Consider the following 19,260-nt stretch of genomic DNA (forward strand, 5'->3'; position numbering starts at 1 on the left):
CCATTTTCCGGGGGCGGGTCGGTCGGCCCCACGCTTTGCAAGGTGTCGGGTGTTCGCTACACTCAACGCCTTTCATACCCTCTTTTGTACCCCCGCGAGTCGACAACGCCGCATGATCAAAGGATTTACCCGCTTTCTGCAGAGCCCGGGCGAGCGCCTCCGGTCGCTGTTCGGCCCTCAGGAGCCGTCGGCCGCCCTCCCCGAGCTGCGCATCATTCCCCGCGAAGAGCACCCGGTCTCCCGCCAGCACTTCAGCGACGCCGCCCTCAAGGTGCTGTACCGGCTGCACAACGCCGGCCATGAGGCCTTCCTGGTGGGGGGCTGCATCCGCGACTCCCTGCTCGGCCGCATGCCCAAGGACTTCGACGTGGCCACCGACGCCACCCCGGAGCAGGTCCGCGAGCTGTTCCGCAACTCGCGCATCGTCGGGCGCCGCTTCCGCATCGTGCACGTGCGCTTCGGCCGTGAGGTGATCGAGGTCACCACCTTCCGCGGCAAGCCCAGCGACGACCACGGCGACCACATCGCCCAGCAGTCGGACGACGGCATGCTGCTGCGCGACAACGTCTGGGGCAACATCGAGGAGGACGCCCTCCGGCGCGACTTCACGATCAACGCCCTCTACTACAACATCGCCGACTTCTCGATCCACGACTTCGCCGGCGGCGTCCAGGACATCGAGGACCGCACCCTGCGGCTGATCGGCGACCCGGCGACCCGCTACCGCGAGGACCCGGTGCGCATGCTGCGCGCGGTGCGCTTCGCCGCCAAGCTCGACTTCGACATCGATCCGGCCACCGAGGCGCCGATCGCCGAGCTCGCCGAGCTGATGCTCCAGGTGCCGCCGGCGCGGCTGTTCGATGAAGTGCTCAAGCTGTTCATGAGCGGCCACGGCGTCGAGACCTTCCATCTGCTGCGCGACTTCGGCCTGTTCGCCATGCTGTTCCCCGAGGCCGACGAGGCCATGGAAGAGCTGCCCTGGGCCGAGGCGGTGATCGAGCGCGCCCTGACCAGCACCGACCGCCGCGTCCGCGACGAGCGACCGGTGACGCCGGCCTTCCTGTTCGCCGCCCTGCTGTGGGGCCCGGTGCAGCTGCGCCAGCAGGCCCTCGAGGCCGACGGCATGCCGCCCATCCCGGCGCAGCAGGCCGCCTCCCAGCAGGTCATCTCGCGCCAGTTGCAGCACGTGTCCATTCCCAAGCGCTTCAGCCTGCCGATGCGCGACATCTGGGACCTGCAGCAGCGGCTGCCGCTGCGCCGCGGCAAGCGCGTGTTCCAGACCCGCGAGCATCCGCGCTTCCGCGCCGCCTACGACTTCCTGCTGGTGCGCGAGGCCGCCGGCGAGATGGAGCCCGGCCTCGGCGACTGGTGGACCGCCTTCCAGGACGCCGACGAGCACGAGCAGCGCCGCCTGCTGGGCAAGGTCGACGCCGACCCGGCCGGCACCCCCGCGCCGCGCAACAAGCGCCGGCGGCGCCGCCGTCGTCGCAAGCCGTCCAACGGCGAGTCATGAGCCGGCCGCATCGCGCCTGGATCGGGCTCGGCAGCAACCTCGACGACCCCCACGGTCACGTCGAGCGCGCCCTGGCCGAGCTCGATGCCCTGCCGCTGACCCGCCGGCGCCGCGCCTCGTCGCGCTACGCCAGCCGCCCGCTGGGCCCGGCCGACCAGCCCGACTTCGTCAACGCCGTGGCCGAGCTCTCGACCCGGCTGTCGCCGCTGGCGCTGCTCGACCAGCTGCAGGCGCTCGAGCAGCGCCACGGCCGTGTCCGTGGCCGCCGCTGGGGGCCGCGCACCCTGGACCTCGACCTGCTGCTGTTCGACGATCGCGAGATGGCGACGCCGCGGCTGACGCTCCCGCACGCGGAGATGACCCACCGCGCCTTCGTGCTGGTGCCGATGGCCGAGCTCGCCCCCGGGCTGCGCCTGCCGAACGGCCGTGACGTGGCCGGCCTGGCCGCCGCCCTGGGCGAGGACGGCCTGCGCCGAGTGTTACCCGACACGCCCGAATGACCCCCAACTTGTTACCTATCGACACTCTCACCCGGATCGGGTAACAATGCGCGGTTACACAAGAGCGCGGCCTTCGCCGAGCGCCGGATAACGACACGAGAGCACGCCATGAAAACCGTCACCCTGAGCACGCTGCAGGCCTTCAAGCGCGCCGGTGAGACCTTCAGCTGCCTGACCGCCTATGACGCCACCTTCGCCCATGCCGCCGGCGAGGCCGGCATCGAGGTGCTGCTGGTCGGCGATTCCCTGGGCATGGTCCTGCAGGGCCACACCAGCACCCTGCCGGTGACCCTGGACGACGTCTGCTACCACACCCGCTGCGTGGCCCGCGGCAAGGGCGCGAGCCTGCTGATGGTCGACCTGCCCTTCATGAGCAACGCCACCACCGAACGCCTGCTCGAGGACGCCGGGGCGCTGATGCGCGCCGGCGCCGAGATGGTCAAGGTGGAAGGCGAGGCCTGGATGGCCGACGGCATCCGCGAACTGAGCCGCCGTGGCGTGCCGGTGTGCGCCCACCTGGGCCTGACCCCGCAGACCGTCCACCAGCTGGGCGGCTACAAGGTGCAGGGACGCGACGCCGACCAGGCCGAGCGCATCCTCGAGGATGCCCGCACCCTGGCCGAGGCCGGCGCCTCGGTGATCCTGCTCGAGTGCGTGCCGACGAGCCTCGGCCGCGCCGTGACCGAGGCCCTGGACGTGCCGGTGATCGGCATCGGCGCCGGCGCCGACACCGACGGCCAGATCCTGGTGATGCACGACGTGCTCGGCGTCACCGCCGGGCGCCAGCCGCGCTTCGTGAAGAACTTCCTGGCCGAGGCCGACGATATCCAGGGCGCCTTCCGCCGCTACCACGAGGACGTCAAGGCCCGGCGCTTCCCCGCCGAGGAGCACGGATTCTGATGCAGACCCTGAACGACGTCGCCACGCTGCGCGAGACGCTGGCCGCGCATCGCCGCGCCGGCCGCACCATCGGCCTGGTGCCGACCATGGGCAACCTGCACGCCGGCCATCTGGCGCTGGTCGCCGAGGCCCGGCGCCGCGCCGACGTGGTGGTGGCGACCATCTTCGTCAATCCGATGCAGTTCGGGCCGAACGAGGACCTCGACGCCTATCCGCGCACCCTGGCCGACGACCAGGCCCACCTCGAGGCCGCCGGCTGCGACCTGCTGTTCGCCCCCGACGTGACCACGGTCTATCCGCGCGGCCTGGACGCTCAGACCCGGGTCAGCGTGCCCGAGGTCTCCGAGGGGCTGTGCGGCGGCGATCGCCCCGGCCACTTCGACGGCGTGGCGACCGTGGTCACCATGCTGTTCAACCTGGTGCAGCCGGACCTCGCCTGCTTCGGCGAGAAGGACTACCAGCAGCTGGCGGTGATCCGCCGCCTGGTGGCCGATCTGCACCTGCCGCTCGAGATCGTCGGCGTGCCGATCGAGCGCGCCGAGGACGGCCTGGCGCTGTCCTCGCGCAACGGCTATCTGGACGCGGCGCAGCGTGCCGCGGCGCCCGAGCTGTATCGCACCCTGTGTGCCCTGCGCGAGGCGCTGGAGGCCGGCGAAGCGATCGACGCCGGCCTGACCCGCGGCCTCGAACGGCTGCGCGAGGCGGGCTTCGTGCCCGACTATCTGGAACTGCGTGCCGCCGACCTGGGCCCGATCGACGACACCACGCGCGAGGCCGTGCTGCTCACCGCGGCGCGCCTGGGCTCGACGCGACTGATCGACAACCTGTCGCTGACACTCCCCCGCTGAGGGCCCGGCCACGCCGCGAAGGCGTGTCCCTTCCCTGCTCACCACCGCCATTCCGGTACAGCCGGGGCGCCCGCTCCGGCCCTCCCCCTTGCGCTTGCCTATACTGAAGTTCTAGCCGAACCGCCCCGGCGGGATTGCCGCAGCGCACAAGAGTCCCCTATGCTGAGCGGACGCTCGTCCGCGAATCTTCAGGAGTAAGCCTCATGCAAGAAGTGGTGATCGTTGCCGCTCGTCGTACCGCCGTCGGTGCCTTCGGCGGTTCCCTCGCCGGCATTCCCGCCAGCGACCTCGGTGCCCATGTGATCAAGGACATCCTCGCCGGCACCGGCGTGGCCCCGGACCAGGTCGATGAAGTGCTGCTCGGCCAGGTGCTGACCGCCGGCACCGGCCAGAACCCCGCTCGCCAGGCCGCCATCAAGGGCGGGCTACCCGACGCGGTGCCGGCCATGACCATCAACAAGGTCTGCGGCTCGGGCCTCAAGGCCCTGCACCTGGCCACCCAGGCGATTCGCTGCGGCGACGCCGAGCTGATCCTGGCCGGCGGCCAGGAGAACATGTCGCTATCTCCGCACGTGCTGCCCAATTCCCGCAACGGCCAGCGCATGGGCGACTGGAAGGCCATCGACTCGATGGTCCACGACGGCCTGTGGGATGCCTTCAACGACTTCCACATGGGCATCACCGCCGAGAACCTGGCCGAGAAGTACGACATCAGCCGCGAGGCGATGGACGAGTTCGCCGCCGGCTCCCAGCAGAAGGCCTCCGCCGCGATCAAGGAAGGCAAGTTCAAGGGCCAGATCGTCCCGGTGGAGATTCCCCAGCGCAAGGGCGACCCGCTGGTCTTCGACACCGACGAGAACCCGCGCGAGGTCAGCGCCGAGAAGCTCGGCGGCATGCGCCCGGCGTTCAAGAAGGACGGCAGCGTGACCGCCGGCAACGCCTCCTCCATCAACGACGGCGCCGCCGTGGTGATGCTGTGCTCCGCCGAGAAGGCCAAGGCCCTGGGCCTCGAACCGCTGGCCCGCATCAAGGCCTACTCCAACGCCGGCGTCGACCCGGCGATCATGGGCATCGGCCCCGCTCCGGCCACCCGCCGCTGCCTCGAGAAGGCCGGCTGGAGCCTCGACGATCTGGACCTGGTCGAGGCCAACGAGGCCTTCGCCGCCCAGGCGCTGGCGGTGAACAAGGAGCTCGGCTGGGACACCTCGATGATCAACGTCAACGGCGGCGCCATCGCGCTGGGCCACCCGATCGGCGCCTCCGGCTGCCGCATCCTGGTGACCCTGGTGCACGAGATGATCGCCCGCGACGCCAAGAAGGGCCTGGCGACGCTGTGTATCGGCGGCGGACAGGGGGTGGCACTGGCGATCGAACGTTAAGCGACCGCCACGACGCCTCACCACGAAAGAAAGCCCCCGCTCGATGAGCGGGGGCTTTTACGTTCTGCCGCGCGCCTCCGGGCCTCAGCCCCGGGGCGGCCCGACCACCCGCGAGGGCGTGCGCGCCACCAGCGCCGCGGCCAGCACGAACAGCCCGCCGGCGCCGAGCAGCACGCCGCTCAGGCCGATGGCGTCCACCACCCGGCCGCCGGCCATGGCGCCGATGCCGATGGACAGGTTGAACACGAAGGCCATCAGCGCGGTGGCGGCCTCGGTATTCAGGGCGCTCTTGAGGATCCAGGTCTGCAGGCTCACCGAGATGCTGCCGAACACCGCGCCCCACAGCATCAACAGCCCGATCGCGGCCGCCGGCTCGCGCCCCAGCCAGGGGAAGGCCAGCGTCGCGACCGCCAGCAGCAGCGGAATCACCAGCACCGTGGCGTAGGGCCGGCGCCCGGCGGCGGTGCCGGCGAGGAAGTTGCCCAGCAGCCCGGCCCCGCCATAGCACAGCAGCAGGGCGCTGACGCTCGCCAGCGGAATGCCGGCGATGTCCTGCAGGATCGGGCTGACGAAGGTGTAGGCGGCGAAGTGGCCCATCACGATCAGCGCGGTGGCGGCCACGCCGACCCGCACCCCGCGACTGGCGAACTGGCCGGCCAGGTTGGACAGCCGCACCGGCTGCTGCGCCGGCAGGCGCGGCAGCAGCCGCCACAGGGCAAGGGTGACCAGCAGGCTCAGCCCGGCCAGCGAGCCGAAGGCGATGCGCCAGTCGGTGTGCTCGCCGAGCCAGGTCCCCGCCGGCACGCCCAGCACCGAGGCGCCGGCCACGCCGCTGAAGATCAGCGACATGGCACGCGGCACCTGCTCCAGGGCCACCAGCCGCGAGGCCAGGCCGCCGGCGATGGCCCAGAAGCCGCCGATGCACACGCCCACCAGCACCCGTGTGGCCAGTAGCGTCGTAAAACTGTCGGCCACGGCACCCAGCAGGCTGGCCAGGGTCATCAGCGTCATCAGCCCGGTCAACAGCCAGCGCCGGTCGAGCCGCCCCACCGCCACCGGCAGCAGCGGCGCGGCGAAGGCCGCCACCACCCCGGGCACGGTGATCAAGAGCCCGGCGGTGCCGGAGGTCACGGACAGCGAGTCGGCCACCTGGGACAGCAGCCCGATGGGCAGCTGCTCGGCGGTGACCAGCAGGAAGATGCCGATCATCACCGCGCCCACGCCCAGCCAGTCGCGGCGCTGGGTGACGGTCCTGGGGGCGGGGGATGACGGGGGGGAATCGTGGCGCGTCATGGGTCGTCCCTGATCGATGGCGGGGCCGGTGCCCCGAAACGAGAACGCCCCCGCGGCGTGAGCCACGGGGGCGTTCGGCTCATGACCGCTCGCTTAGAGCTCGTCGGTCTCGGCTTCCTCGGCCTCGAAGGCGGCCTTCTCTTCCGGGGTGATCTCCTTGATGGTCAGCTTCACCCGGTTGCGGTTGTCGATGTCGAGCACCTTAACCACGGCCTCGTCTCCCTCGTTGAGGAAGTCACGCACGTCGTTGACGCGCTCGGGCACGATCTGGGAGATGTGCACCAGGCCGTCGGTGCCGGGCATGATGTTGACGAAGGCGCCGAAGTCGGCGATGCGCACCACCTTGCCGCGATACAGCTTGCCGATTTCCGGCTCGGCGGTGATCGCCAGCACGGTGTCGATGGCCGCCTTGGCCGCCGACTTCTCCTCGGCGTAGATGCGCACGGTGCCATCGTCGTCCAGGTCGATGGAGGCGCCGGTGTCGTCGCAGATCTTGCGGATGGTGGCGCCGCCCTTGCCGATGACGTCGCGGATCTTCTCCGGGTCGATCTTGATGGTGGCCATGGAGGGCGCGTTGTCGGAGACCTCCTCGCGGCTCTTGGCGATCACGGTGTTCATCTGCTCGAGGATGCTCAGGCGGGCCTCGTTGGCCTGCTGGAGCGCCTGCTCCATGATCTCCTCGTTGATGCCCTCGATCTTGATGTCCATCTGCAGGGCGGTGACGCCCTCGGCGGAACCGGCCACCTTGAAGTCCATGTCGCCGAGGTGGTCCTCGTCGCCGAGGATGTCGGTCAGCACGGCGTAGCCGTCATCGTCCTTGACCAGGCCCATGGCGATGCCGGCCACCGGGGCCTTCATCGGCACGCCGGCGTCCATCAGGGCCAGCGAGGAGCCGCACACGGAGGCCATGGAGCTGGAGCCGTTGGACTCGGTGATCTCGGACACCACGCGGATGGTGTAGGGGAAGTCGTCCTCGTTCGGCAGCATGGCCTGGACGCCGCGGCGGGCCAGACGGCCGTGGCCGATCTCGCGCCGCTTGGGACCGCCCATGAAGCCGGCCTCGCCCACGCTGTAGGGAGGGAAGTTGTAGTGCAGCAGGAAGCGGTCCTTGCGCTCGCCTTCCAGCGACTCGATCAGCTGGGCGTCGCGCAGGGTGCCGAGGGTGGCCACGACCACGGCCTGGGTCTCGCCGCGGGTGAAGACGGCGGAGCCGTGGGTCTTGGGCAGGCTGCCGACCTCGATGTCCAGCGGACGCACGGTCTTGTGGTCGCGGCCGTCGATGCGCGGCTCGCCCTTGATGACGCGGGAGCGCACGACGCGCTTCTCGAGGCCGGCGAAGGCGCCCTTGACCTCGTCGGCGGTGAACTGGCCTTCCTGCTCACCGGCCAGCTGGGCCACGGCCTCGTCCTTCAGCGCGGACAGGGCGTCCTGGCGGGCCATCTTGTCGGTGATGCGGTAGGCCTCGCCGACCTTGGCCTCGAAGCCCAGCGCCACGGCGTCCTTGAGGGCGGTGTTCTCGGCGGCCGGTTGCCAGTCCCAGCGCGGCTTGCCGGCCTCGGCGGCCAGCTCGTTGATGGCGGAGACGGCGACCTGCATCTCCTGATGGCCGTAGAGCACGGCGCCCAGCATCTCATCCTCGAGCAGCTCGCTGGCCTCGGACTCGACCATCAGCACGGCCTTCTCGGTGCCGGCGACGACCATGTTCAGCTCGGAGCCGGCGAGCTCCTCGACGCTGGGGTTGAGGAAGTAGCCCTTGTCCTCGGTGAAGCCGACGCGGGCGGCGCCGATCGGGCCGTTGAAGGGCACGCCGGAGACGGCCAGGGCCGCGGAGGTGCCGATCATGGCGGCGATGTCCGGGTCCTGGTTACGGTCGGCGGAGAGCACCGTGCAGATGACCTGGACCTCGTTCATGAAGCCCTTCGGGAACAGCGGGCGGATCGGGCGATCGATCAGCCGCGAGGTGAGGGTTTCCTTCTCGGTGGGGCGCCCCTCGCGCTTGAAGAAGCCGCCGGGAATCTTGCCGACAGAGTAGGTCTTCTCCTGGTAGTGGACGGACAGCGGGAAGAACGGCTGGGCGGGATTGACGTCCTTCTTCGCCACCACAGTGCACAGCACCACGGTGTCGTCCATGGTGACCATCACGGCACCGGAGGCCTGGCGGGCGATGCGCCCGGTTTCCAGGGTGACGGTGCTGCGACCGTACTCAAACGTTTTCTTGACCGGGTTCACGGCGACTTCCTTCAGCTTTTCGATTCATGTTCGGGTCGTTTCGACTCGGCGACCATTTTAGGGGGTGTCGCCCGGCGCGGCCACCAGGGGGTGAGATTTCCCCATCGACGGCTTGTGCTAACTCAGGCGTATCCGAGGCTGACCCGGGGACAGGCCTCCGCGAGGCGCTGTGAACCCATCCCTGGGCGCTACTTTTGCCCTGCGGCGCTCTCGCATCCTGCTTCGCTTGCAGGACCGGTGCTGGCCATCCATGGCCAGCCCGTTCGGCGAGGGTCGCCTCACCCATGGCAAAAACCCTCGCTGAGACCTGCCCCCGGCGCCTCGATGAAAGCGGCCATGCCTGCCCCATAAACGCGAAACGGGCAGCCCCGGAGGGCTGCCCGTTTCGCGTCGTCCTGGACGGCGTCGCTTAGCGACGCAGACCCAGACGCTGGATCAGGGACTGATAGCGCTCGAAGTCCTTGCGCTTCAGGTAGTCCAGCAGCTTGCGGCGCTGGTTGACCATGCGGATCAGGCCACGACGGGAGTGGTGATCCTGCTTGTTGGTCTTGAAGTGATCCTGCAGGCCGTCGATGTTGGCGGTCAGCAGGGCCACCTGCACCTCGGGGGAACCGGTGTCGTTGTCGCCACGGCCGTATTCGTTGACGATCTCGGCCTTCTGCTCGGCTGTCAGTGCCATCTGTCTCTCCAGTTCAGCAATATGCCTGAATGATGTGAATGTCGGAGACCACGCATATTTGCAGTCTCCACGCCGGCCCCGAAGGGTCGGTTCATGCCGAGTCCGCCTCGGCGGTGCTCAGCAGGCGGCGCGGGGCGATCTCCCCCGCCGCTCTCACCACGCCGAGCCCCAGAAAGGTCTCGTCGCGATAGAGTCTGGCCAGGCCGTCGACCGGCAGTTCACCGGTGTCACACCTGGCGCTCTGGCCATGCAGCAGGCGGCTGGCCGCCGCCTCGTCCAGGGCCAGCCCGGGCAGGTCGGCCACCAGCACGTCCACCGGCAGCAGCACGCCTTCGCGTGCGGCCTGGTCCGGCAGCGCCTCGAGGGCCTCCGGCGTCAGCATGCCGTCGGCGCCGAAGGGGCCGGTGGCCAGTCGTCGCAGGACGCTGATATGGGCACCGCAGCCGAGCGCCTCGCCGATGTCCTCGGCCAGGGTCCGGATGTAGGTGCCCTTGCTGACCCGCACCTCGAGTTCGAAGGCCGTGCCCTCGAACGAGAGAAGGCGCGCATCATACACCGTCACGCGACGCACTGCACGCTCGACGCTCTTGCCCTCGCGGGCCAGCTCGTAGAGCTTGCGCCCCTGGTGCTTGAGCGCCGAATACATCGGTGGCAGCTGATCGATCTCGCCGGTGAAGCGCTCGAGCACGCCGCGCAGGTCGGCCTCCTCGAGGCGCGGCACCTCGCGGCGCTCGACCACCTCGCCCTCGGCGTCGCCGGAGTCGGTGATCGTCCCGAGCTCGACCCGGGTGCGATACGTCTTGTCGGCGTCGAGCAGGAAGGCCGAGAACTTGGTCGCCTCGCCGAAGCACACCGGCAACAGCCCGGTGGCCATCGGATCGAGGGTGCCGGTGTGGCCGGCCTTCTGCGCCTGGAACAGGCGCCGGGCCCGCTGCAGCGCGTGGTTGCTGGACGCGCCCTGGGGCTTGTCCAGCAGCAGCACGCCGTTCACCGGCAGTCCGCGACGGCGACGCGCCATCAGTCGCGCTCTCCCTCGCCGCGCTCGCCGTCGTCACCCTCGGCCTCGTCGTCGTGACGGTCGCGATCGCTCGCCACCGCCTCGTCGATCAGCGAGGACAGCTGCTGACCGCGCACCACGCTCTCGTCGAAGTGGAAGCGCAGCTCCGGCACGTGACGCAGCTTGATGCGACGGGCGATCTGCCCGCGCAGGAAGCCGGCGGCGCGCTTGAGCACGCCGAGGTTTTCCTTGATGCGCTCGGCATCCTGCTCGCCGAGCAGCGTCACGTAGACGTCGGCATAGCCGAGGTCACGGCTGACCGTGACCCCGCTGACGGTGACCATGCCCAGGCGCGGATCCTTGATCTCGCGCTGGATGAGTACCGCCAGCTCCTTCTGGAGCTGGTCGGCTACCCGGTCGGTACGCTTGAACTCGCGCATGATCGGCTCCTCGCGGTCAGAGCGTCCGCTCGACCTTGACCTGATCGAAGACCTCGATCTTGTCGCCGACCTGGACGTCGTTGTAGTTCTTCACGCCGATACCGCATTCGATACCGCTGCGAACCTCGTTGACGTCGTCCTTGTAGCGACGCAGGGACTCGAGCTCGCCCTCGTAGATCACCACGTTCTCGCGCAGCACGCGGATCTTCTTGTGGCGATAGACGGTGCCCTCGACCACCATGCAGCCGGCGACGGCGCCGATCTTCGGTGCCTTGAAGACGTCGCGAACCTCGGCCACGCCGACGATCTCTTCCTTCCACTCCGGCGCGAGCATGCCGCTCATCGCCTGCTTGACCTCGTCGATCAGCTGGTAGATGACGCTGTAGTAGCGCAGGTCGAGACCCTCGCGCTCGATGATCTCGCGAGCGGCGGCGTCGGCACGCACGTTGAAGCCGACCACGATGGCGTCACTGGCGAGTGCCAGGTTGGCGTCGGTACCGGTGATACCGCCCACGCCGGAGGACACCACGGCGACCTGCACTTCGTCGGTCGACAGCTCCTCGAGCGCGCCCTTGATGGCCTCCAGGGAGCCCTGGACGTCGGCCTTGAGGACGATGTTGACCTTGGCGACCTCTTCCTGGCCCATCTGGGAGAACATGTTCTCCAGCTTGGCCTTCTGCTGGCGAGCCAGGCGCACCTCGCGGTACTTGCCCTGACGGAAGTTGGCGACCTCGCGGGCCTTCTTCTCGTCGTCGAGGACCATGAAGTCGTCACCCGCTTCCGGGGTGCCGTCCAGGCCCTGGATCTCGACCGGCATGGCCGGACCGGCTTCGTCGACCTGCTGGCCGAGCTCGTTGATCAGCGCACGCACGCGGCCGTAGTGCAGGCCGGCGAGCACGATGTCGCCCTTCTTCAGGGTGCCGTTCTGGACCAGCACGGTGGCCACCGGGCCGCGGCCCTTGTCCAGGCGGGACTCGACCACCACGCCCTTGCCGGGCGCCTCGGGGACGGCCTTGAGCTCGAGCACCTCGGAGACCAGCTGGATCGACTCGAGCAGGCCCTCGATGCCGTCGCCGGACTTGGCGGAGACGTGCACGAACTGGGTGTCGCCCCCCCACTCCTCGGAGATCACGCCGTGCTGGGACAGCTCGTTCTTGACCCGATCCGGATCGGCGCCCTGCTTGTCGATCTTGTTGACCGCGACGACCATCGGCACGCCGGCGGCCTTCGAGTGCTCGATGGCCTCGATGGTCTGGGGCATGACGCCGTCATCGGCGGCCACCACCAGCACCACCACGTCGGTGGCCTTGGCACCGCGCGCACGCATGGCGGTGAACGCCGCGTGGCCCGGGGTATCGAGGAAGGTCACGCCGCCGTGATCGTCCTCGACGTGGTAGGCGCCGATGTGCTGGGTGATGCCGCCGGCCTCGCCGGTGGCGACCTTGGCACGACGGATGTAGTCGAGCAGCGAGGTCTTGCCGTGGTCGACGTGACCCATGACGGTCACGACCGGCGAACGGGTGATCTCGTCGCCTTCATAGGAGATGTTCTCGAGGACCTCGGTCTCCAGCGCATCATCCTTGACCAGCTTGGGCTTGTGGCCCATTTCCTCGACCACGATGGCCGCGGTGTCCTGATCGATGGTCTGGTTGATGGTCACCGCCGCGCCCATGGTGAACATGGTCTTGATGACCTCGTTCGCCTTGATGGACATCTTGTCGGCCAGGTCGGCGACGCTGATCGACTCGGGGATGGAGACCTCACGGACGATCGGCTGCGTCGGCTTCTGGAAGCCGTGCTTGCCGCCGCCCTGGCTGCCACCGCGGCGGCCGCCGCGACGCTCGGCGCGCTTGGCCTTCTTGCCGCCGCGACGACGCTCCTCGCGGTCGCCACGGTCGTCTTCGCGCTCATGACGCCCCTTCTTGCCGGCCTTCTTGCCGGCCGGAGCGGCACGGCGGTCGGTGCGACCTTCCTTCGGCGGTGCCGGAGGCTGCTCGGCCTGCGCCGGGGTGTCCAGCTCGGGCACCGGAATCTGCGGCTCGGCCTTGGCGGCCGCATCGGCCTCGGCCTTGGCCTTCTCGGCCTGAGCCTTCTCCTCGGCTTCACGCGCGGCCTGCTCGGCGGCACGTTCGGCTTCCTCGGCCTGGCGCTTGGCCTCGGCCTGCGCCATGTCACCGACCAGCTGACGCGGACCGTGGTCCTGGGTCTTCGGCTCCTCGGCGGGCTTCTCTTCCTCGCGCTTGACGTAGGTGCGCTTCTTGCGGACCTGCACCTCGATGCTCTTGCCGCGGTCGCCGCTCTTGATGCGACTGCGCGTCTTGCGGGTCAGGGTAATACGGTTCTTGGGCGCGGCCTGCTCGGCGCTCCCGCCGTGACTCTTGGTGAGGTAGTCCAGCAGCTTGCGCTTGTCCTCTTCGGACACGGCGTCGCCCTCGGACTTGTGCTCGAGCCCGGCTTCCTTCATCTGTTCCAGCAGGCGGGGCACTTCACGCCCCACCTTCACTGCAAAATCCTTAACGGTCATTTCTGACATTACGACCCTCCTCAGCCCGTGACCCGTTTACTGTTCGCTCTCGAACCAAGGCGCACGGGCAGTCATGATCAGTGCCGCGGCGCGCTCCTCGTCCAGTTCCTCGATATCCGTCAAATCGTCGACGGACTGTTCGGCGAGGTCCTCCATGGTCTTGATGCCCCGGCTGGCCAGGATATAGGCCAGGTGACGCTCCATGCCGTCCATTTCAAGCAGGTCGTCGGCCGGTTCGGCACCATCGAGCTCCTCTTCGGAGGCGATGGCCAGGTTCAGCAGCTCGTCCTTGGCACGAGCGCGCAGCTCCTCGACGAGATCCTCGTCGAACTCTTCGATCTCCAGCATTTCCTCCGCCGGGACATAGGCGACCTCCTCCAGGGAGGTGAAGCCTTCCTCGACGAGCAGGCGTGCCACGTCGTCGTCGATGTCCAGGTGCTGGATGAAATGCTCGACCAGGCTATCGACCTCCTGGTCGCGCTTGGCCTCGGCGTCGGCTTCGGTCATGACGTTGAGACGCCAGCCGGTGAGCTCGGAGGCCAGGCGCACGTTCTGGCCGCTACGGCCGATGGCCTGGGCCAGGTTGTCCTCGGCGACCGCCACGTCCATGGCGTGGGAATCCTCGTCGACGAGAATCGAGGCGACATCCGCCGGCGCCATGGCGTTGATCACCAGCTGGGCGGGGTTGTCGTCCCACAGCACGATGTCCACGCGCTCGTTCTGGAGCTCGGTGGACACCGCCTGGACCCGGGAGCCGCGCATGCCCACGCAGGCGCCGACCGGATCGATGCGGCGGTCGTTGGTCTTGACCGCGATCTTGGCCCGCGAGCCCGGATCGCGGGCCGCGCCCTTGATCTCGATGAGCTGCTCGGCGATTTCCGGCACCTCGATGCTGAACAGTTCGATGATCAGCTCGGGGCAGGTGCGGGACAGGATCAGCTGGGCGCCGCGGGCCTCCGGATCAACCTTGGTCAGCAGCGCACGGACGCGCTCGTTCATGCGGTAGCGCTCGCCCGGGATCATCTCGCTGCGCGGCAGGAAGGCCTCGGCGTTCTCGCCGAGGTCGATGATCAGGCCATCGCGTGTCGTCTTCTTGACGATGCCGGCGACCAGCTCGCCCTCGCGGTCGGCGTAGAGGCGCACCACCTCGGCCCGCTCGGCCTCGCGCACCTTCTGCACGATGACCTGCTTGGCGGTCTGGGCCGCGATGCGGCCGAAGGCGGCGTTCTCGATCTGTTCCTCGACCACGTCACCCAGGCCCAGCGGCGGATCGCGGCGCTCGGCGTAGGTCAGCTTGATCTGGGCGTCCGGACCGTCGAAGTCATCGTCCTCGACGACCTCCCAGCGGCGAAACGTCTCGTAGTCACCGCTGACGCGGTCGATGTGAACCCGTACGCTGGCTTCCTCGTCCTCGAAGCGCTTGCGTGACGCGCTGGCCAGCGCCGCCTCGACGGCTTCGAAGATCACCTCGCGGGGGACACCCTTTTCGTTGGAGATCGCGTCGACGACCGCCAGAATCTCTTTACTCATGCCTTAGCCTCGCCAGAAAACCCGTCCTTGTGCACCGACCTCAGTCTTCGAACTGCGGCACGACCCGCGCCTGATCGATGCTCTCGATGGGAAAGCAGTATTCCTCGTCGTCGAGCCGCAACAGCACCTCGTCGTTCTCGACGCCGGCCAGCAGACCCTGGAACTTGCGCCGACCATCGAACGGCACGCGCAGCTTCACGGCCACCTTGTGGCCGGCATAGCGCGCGAACTGCTCGAGGGTGAACAGGGGACGATCCATCCCCGGAGAGGACACCTCGAGCCGGTATTCACCACTGATGGGATCCTCGACGTCGAACACCGCACTGACCTGGCGGCTGACATCGGCGCAGTCGTCCACGTTCACGCCATCGGCGTGATCGATGTAGACCACCAGACGAGAGTGTTTGCCCTGGGACAGGTATTCGATGCCCCACAGCTCGAACCCCATGGCCGAGACCACCGGTTCGATCAGCGCGTGCAGCGCAGCATCCTTGGTTGCCACGGAAGAAAGCTCCTACAGCCGTTGCATCAGGCACCTGGCCGGGAGTGAACAGGAAAGTCAGGTGGCTGATTGGCGTTGCCCGGAACAGCGCCGCCGATGCTTGCCGGCGAGCTGGCCGCTAACAAAAAGCCCCTTCACAGGAAGGGGCTTTTCAAGAAACCTGTATACCACTTCTCGGCGCCTGGCATGCCCCATAAAGGTCCTGCATGCCCGACAGGAAGATGGTAGCGGGGACCGGATTTGAACCGATGACCTTCGGGTTATGAGCCCGACGAGCTACCAGACTGCTCCACCCCGCATCAATCTAGGTCGGTGATTCTATGCTGACTCGGCGCTTGCGTCAAGCTGCATCTCACCGTTTCGCCAATCCTGCGATGAAGTTCCGATGCACGACGATGAGATCGTCAGACCGGCTTCAGGAATGGTGCCGAAGGCGGGACTTGAACCCGCACGACCGTAAGGTCACTACCCCCTCAAGATAGCGTGTCTACCAATTCCACCACTTCGGCATCAGGGGAGGCCGGATACGCGACTCAGTTGCCGTCGCTGCTCTCCAGCACTGGCGCAGCATTATCCATGTCCGAGGACCCTTCGTCAAGGGACGGCACGGCATTTTGCTGCTGTTCGATCAGTTCGGCATCGGGAATGCCGGTTTCCTGCGGCGCCTGGCCGGCCTGGGAGGCGAAATACGCCAGGGCCAGGGAGGTGGCGAAGAAGGCCGCGGCCAGCAGGCCGGTGGCGCGCGACAGGAAGCTGCCGCTGCCGCTGGAGCCGAACACGGTCTGAGAGGCGCCGCCGCCGAAGGAGGCGCCGGCATCGGCGCCCTTGCCCTGCTGCAGCAGGATCAGGACGACCAGGGCGATGGCGATCGCCACGTGGATCATGAGAATGGCAACTTGCATGGTTATCAACCTGCTGACTGGCAAATGGCTAGGAATTCGTCGACGTTCAGGGAAGCGCCGCCGATGAGACCGCCGTCGATGTCCGGCTGGGCGAGCAGCTCGACGGCATTGGCGGCCTTCATGCTGCCGCCGTAGAGCACCTGGGTGGCGGCGGCGAGGCCGGCATCGTAGCGCGCGAGCCGCGCACGGATGGCGCCATGCACCGCCTGGGCCTGCTCCGGGGTCGCGGTGCGGCCGGTGCCGATGGCCCACACCGGCTCGTAGGCGAGCACCAGCCTGGCGCGCTCGTCCGCGTCGAGGGCATCGAACACCGCCTCGAGCTGGCCGAGCACCACCGCCTCGGTGCGCTCGGCATCGCGCTCCTCGAGGGTCTCGCCCAGGCACAGCACCGGCACGAGGCCGACGCCCAGCGCCGCCCGCACCCGGGCCAGCACGGCATCATCGTCCTCGCCGAACAGCGTCCGCCGCTCGGAGTGGCCGACCAGCACCATCCGGACACCGCAGTCGCGCAGCATCTCGCCGCTGACCTCGCCGGTGAAGGCGCCGGAGGGCCGGTCGCTCAGCGTCTGGGCGCCGAGGGCCAGCGGCGTGGCCTCGAAGGCCCGGCCGGCCGCTGACAGATAGGGAAAGGGCACCATCAGTGCCACGGCCACCCCTTCCGGCAGGTCGGCATCGCGAAAGGCCCGGCCGAAGTCATCAACCAGGGCACGGGACCCGTTCATCTTCCAGTTGCCGGCGATCAGCGGCGTAGGCATGCAGCTTCCCTCTTTCAAGGTGGAGCGAAATGGTATAGGAGCGGCCCTGTCAAGACAACCGACCTAGGACAGCAGCCCCTCGACATCGGCCGCCAGGCGCCGGGCCAGGCCGTCCACGTCCAGGTGCGGACGCCCCTCGACCATGACCCGGATCAGTGGCTCGGTGCCGGAGGGGCGCAGCAGCACCCGCCCCTGGTCGCCGAGCTCGGCCTCGACGGCGGCCACCGCGGACTTGAGCGAGGCCTCGTCCATCAGCGCCCGGGCGTCGGTGCCCGGCGTCAGCCGCACGTTGACCAGCGCCTGGGGCGCCTTCTCCAGGCCGTCGAGCAGCTGCCCGAGCGGCTTGCCCTCGCGCATCATGATCGCCAGCACCTGCAGGGCGGAGACGATGCCGTCGCCGGTGGTCTGGACGTGGCCGCAGACGATATGGCCGGAGGACTCGCCGCCGAGCTGCCAGTCGTTGGCGTCCAGACGCTCCATGACGTAGCGGTCGCCGACCCTGGCCCGCTCGAAGGGCACGCCCATCGCCTCGAGCGCGGCGGCCAGGCCGAAGTTGCTCATCAGGGTGCCGACCACGCCGCCGCCCAGCTCGCCGCGGCCGTGGCGGTCGCGGGCGATCAGGTAGAGGATGTCGTCGCCGTCGATCTCGCGGCCGTCGGCGTCGACCATCAGCACGCGGTCGCCGTCGCCGTCGAAGGCCACGCCCAGGTCGGCGCCGCTGCGGATCACCGCGGCCCGCAGCGCGGCGGGGTGGGTGGAGCCGACCTCGTGGTTGATGTTGAGGCCGTCGGGCTCGGCGCCGATCACCTCCACCCTGGCGTCCAGCTCGCGGAACACGCTGGGCGCGATGTGGTAGGTGGCGCCGTGGGCGCAGTCGATTACCATCTTCAGGCCGTGCAGGTCGACGCGGTCGGGGATGGTCGACTTGCAGAACTCGATGTAGCGGCCGGCGGCGTCGTCGGCCCGGCGCACCTTGCCCAGGGCATCCGGCGCCACCGTGGTCAGCGGCTCCTCGAGCATGGCCTCGATGCGCTCCTCGACGGCATCGCCGAGCTTGGTGCCGGCGGCGGAGAAGAACTTGATGCCGTTGTCGGCGAAGGGATTGTGCGAGGCCGAGATGACGATGCCGGCGCTGGCGCGGAAGGCCCGGGTCAGATAGGCGATGCCCGGCGTCGGCATCGGGCCGAGCAGGATCACGTCGACGCCGGCGGCGGACAGCCCGGCCTCGAGGGCCGACTCGAACATGTAGCCGGAGATGCGGGTGTCCTTGCCGATCACCACCCGCGGACGACCGCCCTTCTCGGCCAGCACCCGACCGGTGGCCCAGCCCAGCTTGAGCATGAAGTCGGCGGTGATGGGCGGCTCGCCCACCGTGCCGCGGATGCCGTCGGTGCCGAAATAGCGTCTAGTCATGGTGGCAGCCCTCCTTGAGCACGGCCCAGGTCATGTTCACCGCATCCACGTGCGGCCCCACATCGTGAACGCGCAGGATCCGCGCGCCGCGCTCGACGGCCATCGCCGACAGCGCCAGCCCGCCGGGCAGGCGCTCCTCCACCGGCCGGTCCAGCACCTTGCCGATCATGCTCTTGCGCGACATGCCCACCAGCAGCGGCAGGCCGAGCGCCTCCAGGCGCTCCAGGCGGTGGAGCAGGCGCAGGTTGTGCTCGACGCTCTTGGCGAAGCCGAAGCCGGGATCGAGGATCAGCCGCTCGCGGCGCAGGCCGGCGGCCTCGCAGTCCGCCACCCGCTGTGCGAGGAAGTCGGCCACCGCCTCCTCCACCGGCGCGTCGTAGCGAGGCGCGTTCTGCATGTCGCCGGGCTCGCCGAGCATGTGCATCACGCACACCGGCAGGCCGCTGGCGGCGGCGGCGCGCAGGGCGCCCTCGCGGCGCAGGTTGCGCACGTCGTTGAGCAGCCCGGCGCCGGCCTCGGCCGAGGCGGCCATCACCTCGGGGGCACTGGTGTCCACCGAGACCAGGGCATCGAACTCGCGCACCAGCGCCTCGACCACCGGCACCACCCGGTCGAGCTCCTGCTGCACCGGCACCGCCTCGGCGCCGGGCCGCGTGGACTCGCCGCCGACGTCGATGATCGCCGCGCCTTCGGCCAGCATCTGCTCGGCGCGCCGCAGGGCGTCGTCGAGGGCATTGTGCCGGCCGCCGTCGGAGAAGGAGTCGGGCGTGACGTTGAGGATTCCCATCACGCGGGGAAAGGAGAGATCGAGCCGGTGCCGGCCACACTGAAGAGAGGCGGGTGCGCTGTTGTGCAT

The 19,260-nt window shown here is 68.9% G+C and carries 17 protein-coding genes and 2 tRNA genes; 5 read left to right on the forward strand and 14 right to left on the reverse strand.

Translation table 11 applies throughout. The features are described from left to right. The first annotated feature begins 112 nt into the window (after window positions 1-112). From pcnB to FIU88_RS16350, 5 genes are all read left to right on the forward strand, one after another. Entirely contained in the window at window positions 113-1,513 is a 1,401-nt protein-coding gene (pcnB, locus tag FIU88_RS16330) for a polynucleotide adenylyltransferase PcnB (RefSeq protein WP_152479884.1), read from the forward strand. Then, complete coding sequence (gene folK, locus FIU88_RS16335) at window positions 1,510-2,013, forward strand: 2-amino-4-hydroxy-6-hydroxymethyldihydropteridine diphosphokinase (RefSeq protein ID WP_016853967.1); 504 nt, start codon at window positions 1,510-1,512, stop codon at window positions 2,011-2,013. Before pcnB ends, folK begins: the two co-directional genes overlap by 4 nt. A 108-nt stretch (window positions 2,014-2,121) precedes the next feature. Then, on the forward strand, window positions 2,122-2,913 hold the full coding sequence (gene panB, locus FIU88_RS16340; RefSeq protein WP_016853968.1) for a 3-methyl-2-oxobutanoate hydroxymethyltransferase: 792 nt from the start codon (window positions 2,122-2,124) through the stop codon (window positions 2,911-2,913). Then, entirely contained in the window at window positions 2,913-3,761 is an 849-nt protein-coding gene (gene panC, locus FIU88_RS16345; protein WP_152479885.1) for a pantoate--beta-alanine ligase, read from the forward strand. The genes panB and panC overlap by 1 nt, the downstream gene beginning before the upstream one ends. Before the next feature lie 203 nt (window positions 3,762-3,964). Next, window positions 3,965-5,140, forward strand: coding sequence for an acetyl-CoA C-acetyltransferase (locus tag FIU88_RS16350; protein ID WP_152479886.1), 1,176 nt, complete (start codon window positions 3,965-3,967; stop codon window positions 5,138-5,140). An 84-nt stretch (window positions 5,141-5,224) separates the two neighbouring features. On the opposite strand, the gene FIU88_RS16355 is transcribed toward FIU88_RS16350, so the two are convergent. The 14 genes from FIU88_RS16355 to folP all read right to left on the reverse strand — a co-directional run bounded on the left by FIU88_RS16355 (window position 5,225) and on the right by folP (window position 19,260). Further along, complete coding sequence (locus FIU88_RS16355; protein ID WP_152479887.1) at window positions 5,225-6,433, reverse strand: MFS transporter; 1,209 nt, start codon at window positions 6,431-6,433, stop codon at window positions 5,225-5,227. Between the two features lie 93 nt (window positions 6,434-6,526). After that, window positions 6,527-8,662 (reverse strand): polyribonucleotide nucleotidyltransferase, encoded by a 2,136-nt coding sequence (pnp, locus tag FIU88_RS16360; protein WP_172977729.1) that lies wholly within the window; start codon window positions 8,660-8,662, stop codon window positions 6,527-6,529. Window positions 8,663-9,071: 409 nt separating this feature from the next. Beyond that, the gene (gene rpsO / locus FIU88_RS16365) at window positions 9,072-9,341 is read right to left on the reverse strand and encodes a 30S ribosomal protein S15 (RefSeq protein ID WP_016853973.1); all 270 of its coding nucleotides are present in this window, start codon (window positions 9,339-9,341) and stop codon (window positions 9,072-9,074) included. 91 nt (window positions 9,342-9,432) lie between these two features. Next, on the reverse strand, window positions 9,433-10,359 hold the full coding sequence (truB, locus tag FIU88_RS16370) for a tRNA pseudouridine(55) synthase TruB (RefSeq protein WP_152479889.1): 927 nt from the start codon (window positions 10,357-10,359) through the stop codon (window positions 9,433-9,435). Further along, the gene (gene rbfA / locus FIU88_RS16375) at window positions 10,359-10,778 is read right to left on the reverse strand and encodes a 30S ribosome-binding factor RbfA (RefSeq protein WP_152479890.1); all 420 of its coding nucleotides are present in this window, start codon (window positions 10,776-10,778) and stop codon (window positions 10,359-10,361) included. Before rbfA ends, truB begins: the two co-directional genes overlap by 1 nt. 16 nt (window positions 10,779-10,794) lie before the next feature. Beyond that, window positions 10,795-13,311 (reverse strand): translation initiation factor IF-2, encoded by a 2,517-nt coding sequence (infB, locus tag FIU88_RS16380; RefSeq protein WP_152479891.1) that lies wholly within the window; start codon window positions 13,309-13,311, stop codon window positions 10,795-10,797. Window positions 13,312-13,338: 27 nt separating this feature from the next. Further along, the gene (gene nusA, locus FIU88_RS16385; RefSeq protein WP_016853977.1) at window positions 13,339-14,832 is read right to left on the reverse strand and encodes a transcription termination factor NusA; all 1,494 of its coding nucleotides are present in this window, start codon (window positions 14,830-14,832) and stop codon (window positions 13,339-13,341) included. Window positions 14,833-14,872: 40 nt separating this feature from the next. Then, a complete protein-coding gene (rimP, locus tag FIU88_RS16390; RefSeq protein ID WP_016853978.1) occupies window positions 14,873-15,334 on the reverse strand; it encodes a ribosome maturation factor RimP in 462 nt (153 codons plus the stop codon). Between the two features lie 222 nt (window positions 15,335-15,556). Continuing rightward, a tRNA-Met gene (locus FIU88_RS16395) sits at window positions 15,557-15,633 on the reverse strand. Between the two features lie 123 nt (window positions 15,634-15,756). After that, window positions 15,757-15,843 (reverse strand) — tRNA-Leu (locus tag FIU88_RS16400). A 24-nt stretch (window positions 15,844-15,867) separates the two neighbouring features. After that, the gene (secG, locus tag FIU88_RS16405; protein WP_026068303.1) at window positions 15,868-16,236 is read right to left on the reverse strand and encodes a preprotein translocase subunit SecG; all 369 of its coding nucleotides are present in this window, start codon (window positions 16,234-16,236) and stop codon (window positions 15,868-15,870) included. Window positions 16,237-16,241: 5 nt separating this feature from the next. Next, a complete protein-coding gene (tpiA, locus tag FIU88_RS16410) occupies window positions 16,242-16,991 on the reverse strand; it encodes a triose-phosphate isomerase (protein WP_152479892.1) in 750 nt (249 codons plus the stop codon). A gap of 63 nt (window positions 16,992-17,054) precedes the next feature. Then, the gene (gene glmM / locus FIU88_RS16415; protein WP_152479893.1) at window positions 17,055-18,404 is read right to left on the reverse strand and encodes a phosphoglucosamine mutase; all 1,350 of its coding nucleotides are present in this window, start codon (window positions 18,402-18,404) and stop codon (window positions 17,055-17,057) included. Further along, window positions 18,397-19,260 carry a dihydropteroate synthase gene (gene folP, locus FIU88_RS16420; protein WP_152479894.1) on the reverse strand — a complete coding sequence of 288 codons (864 nt, stop codon included), beginning with the start codon at window positions 19,258-19,260 and terminating at the stop codon, window positions 18,397-18,399. The genes glmM and folP overlap by 8 nt, the downstream gene beginning before the upstream one ends.

It is taken from the genome of Halomonas sp. THAF12 (genome assembly GCF_009363675.1).
In the GTDB taxonomy this organism is placed as follows: Bacteria; Pseudomonadota; Gammaproteobacteria; order Pseudomonadales; family Halomonadaceae; genus Halomonas; species Halomonas smyrnensis.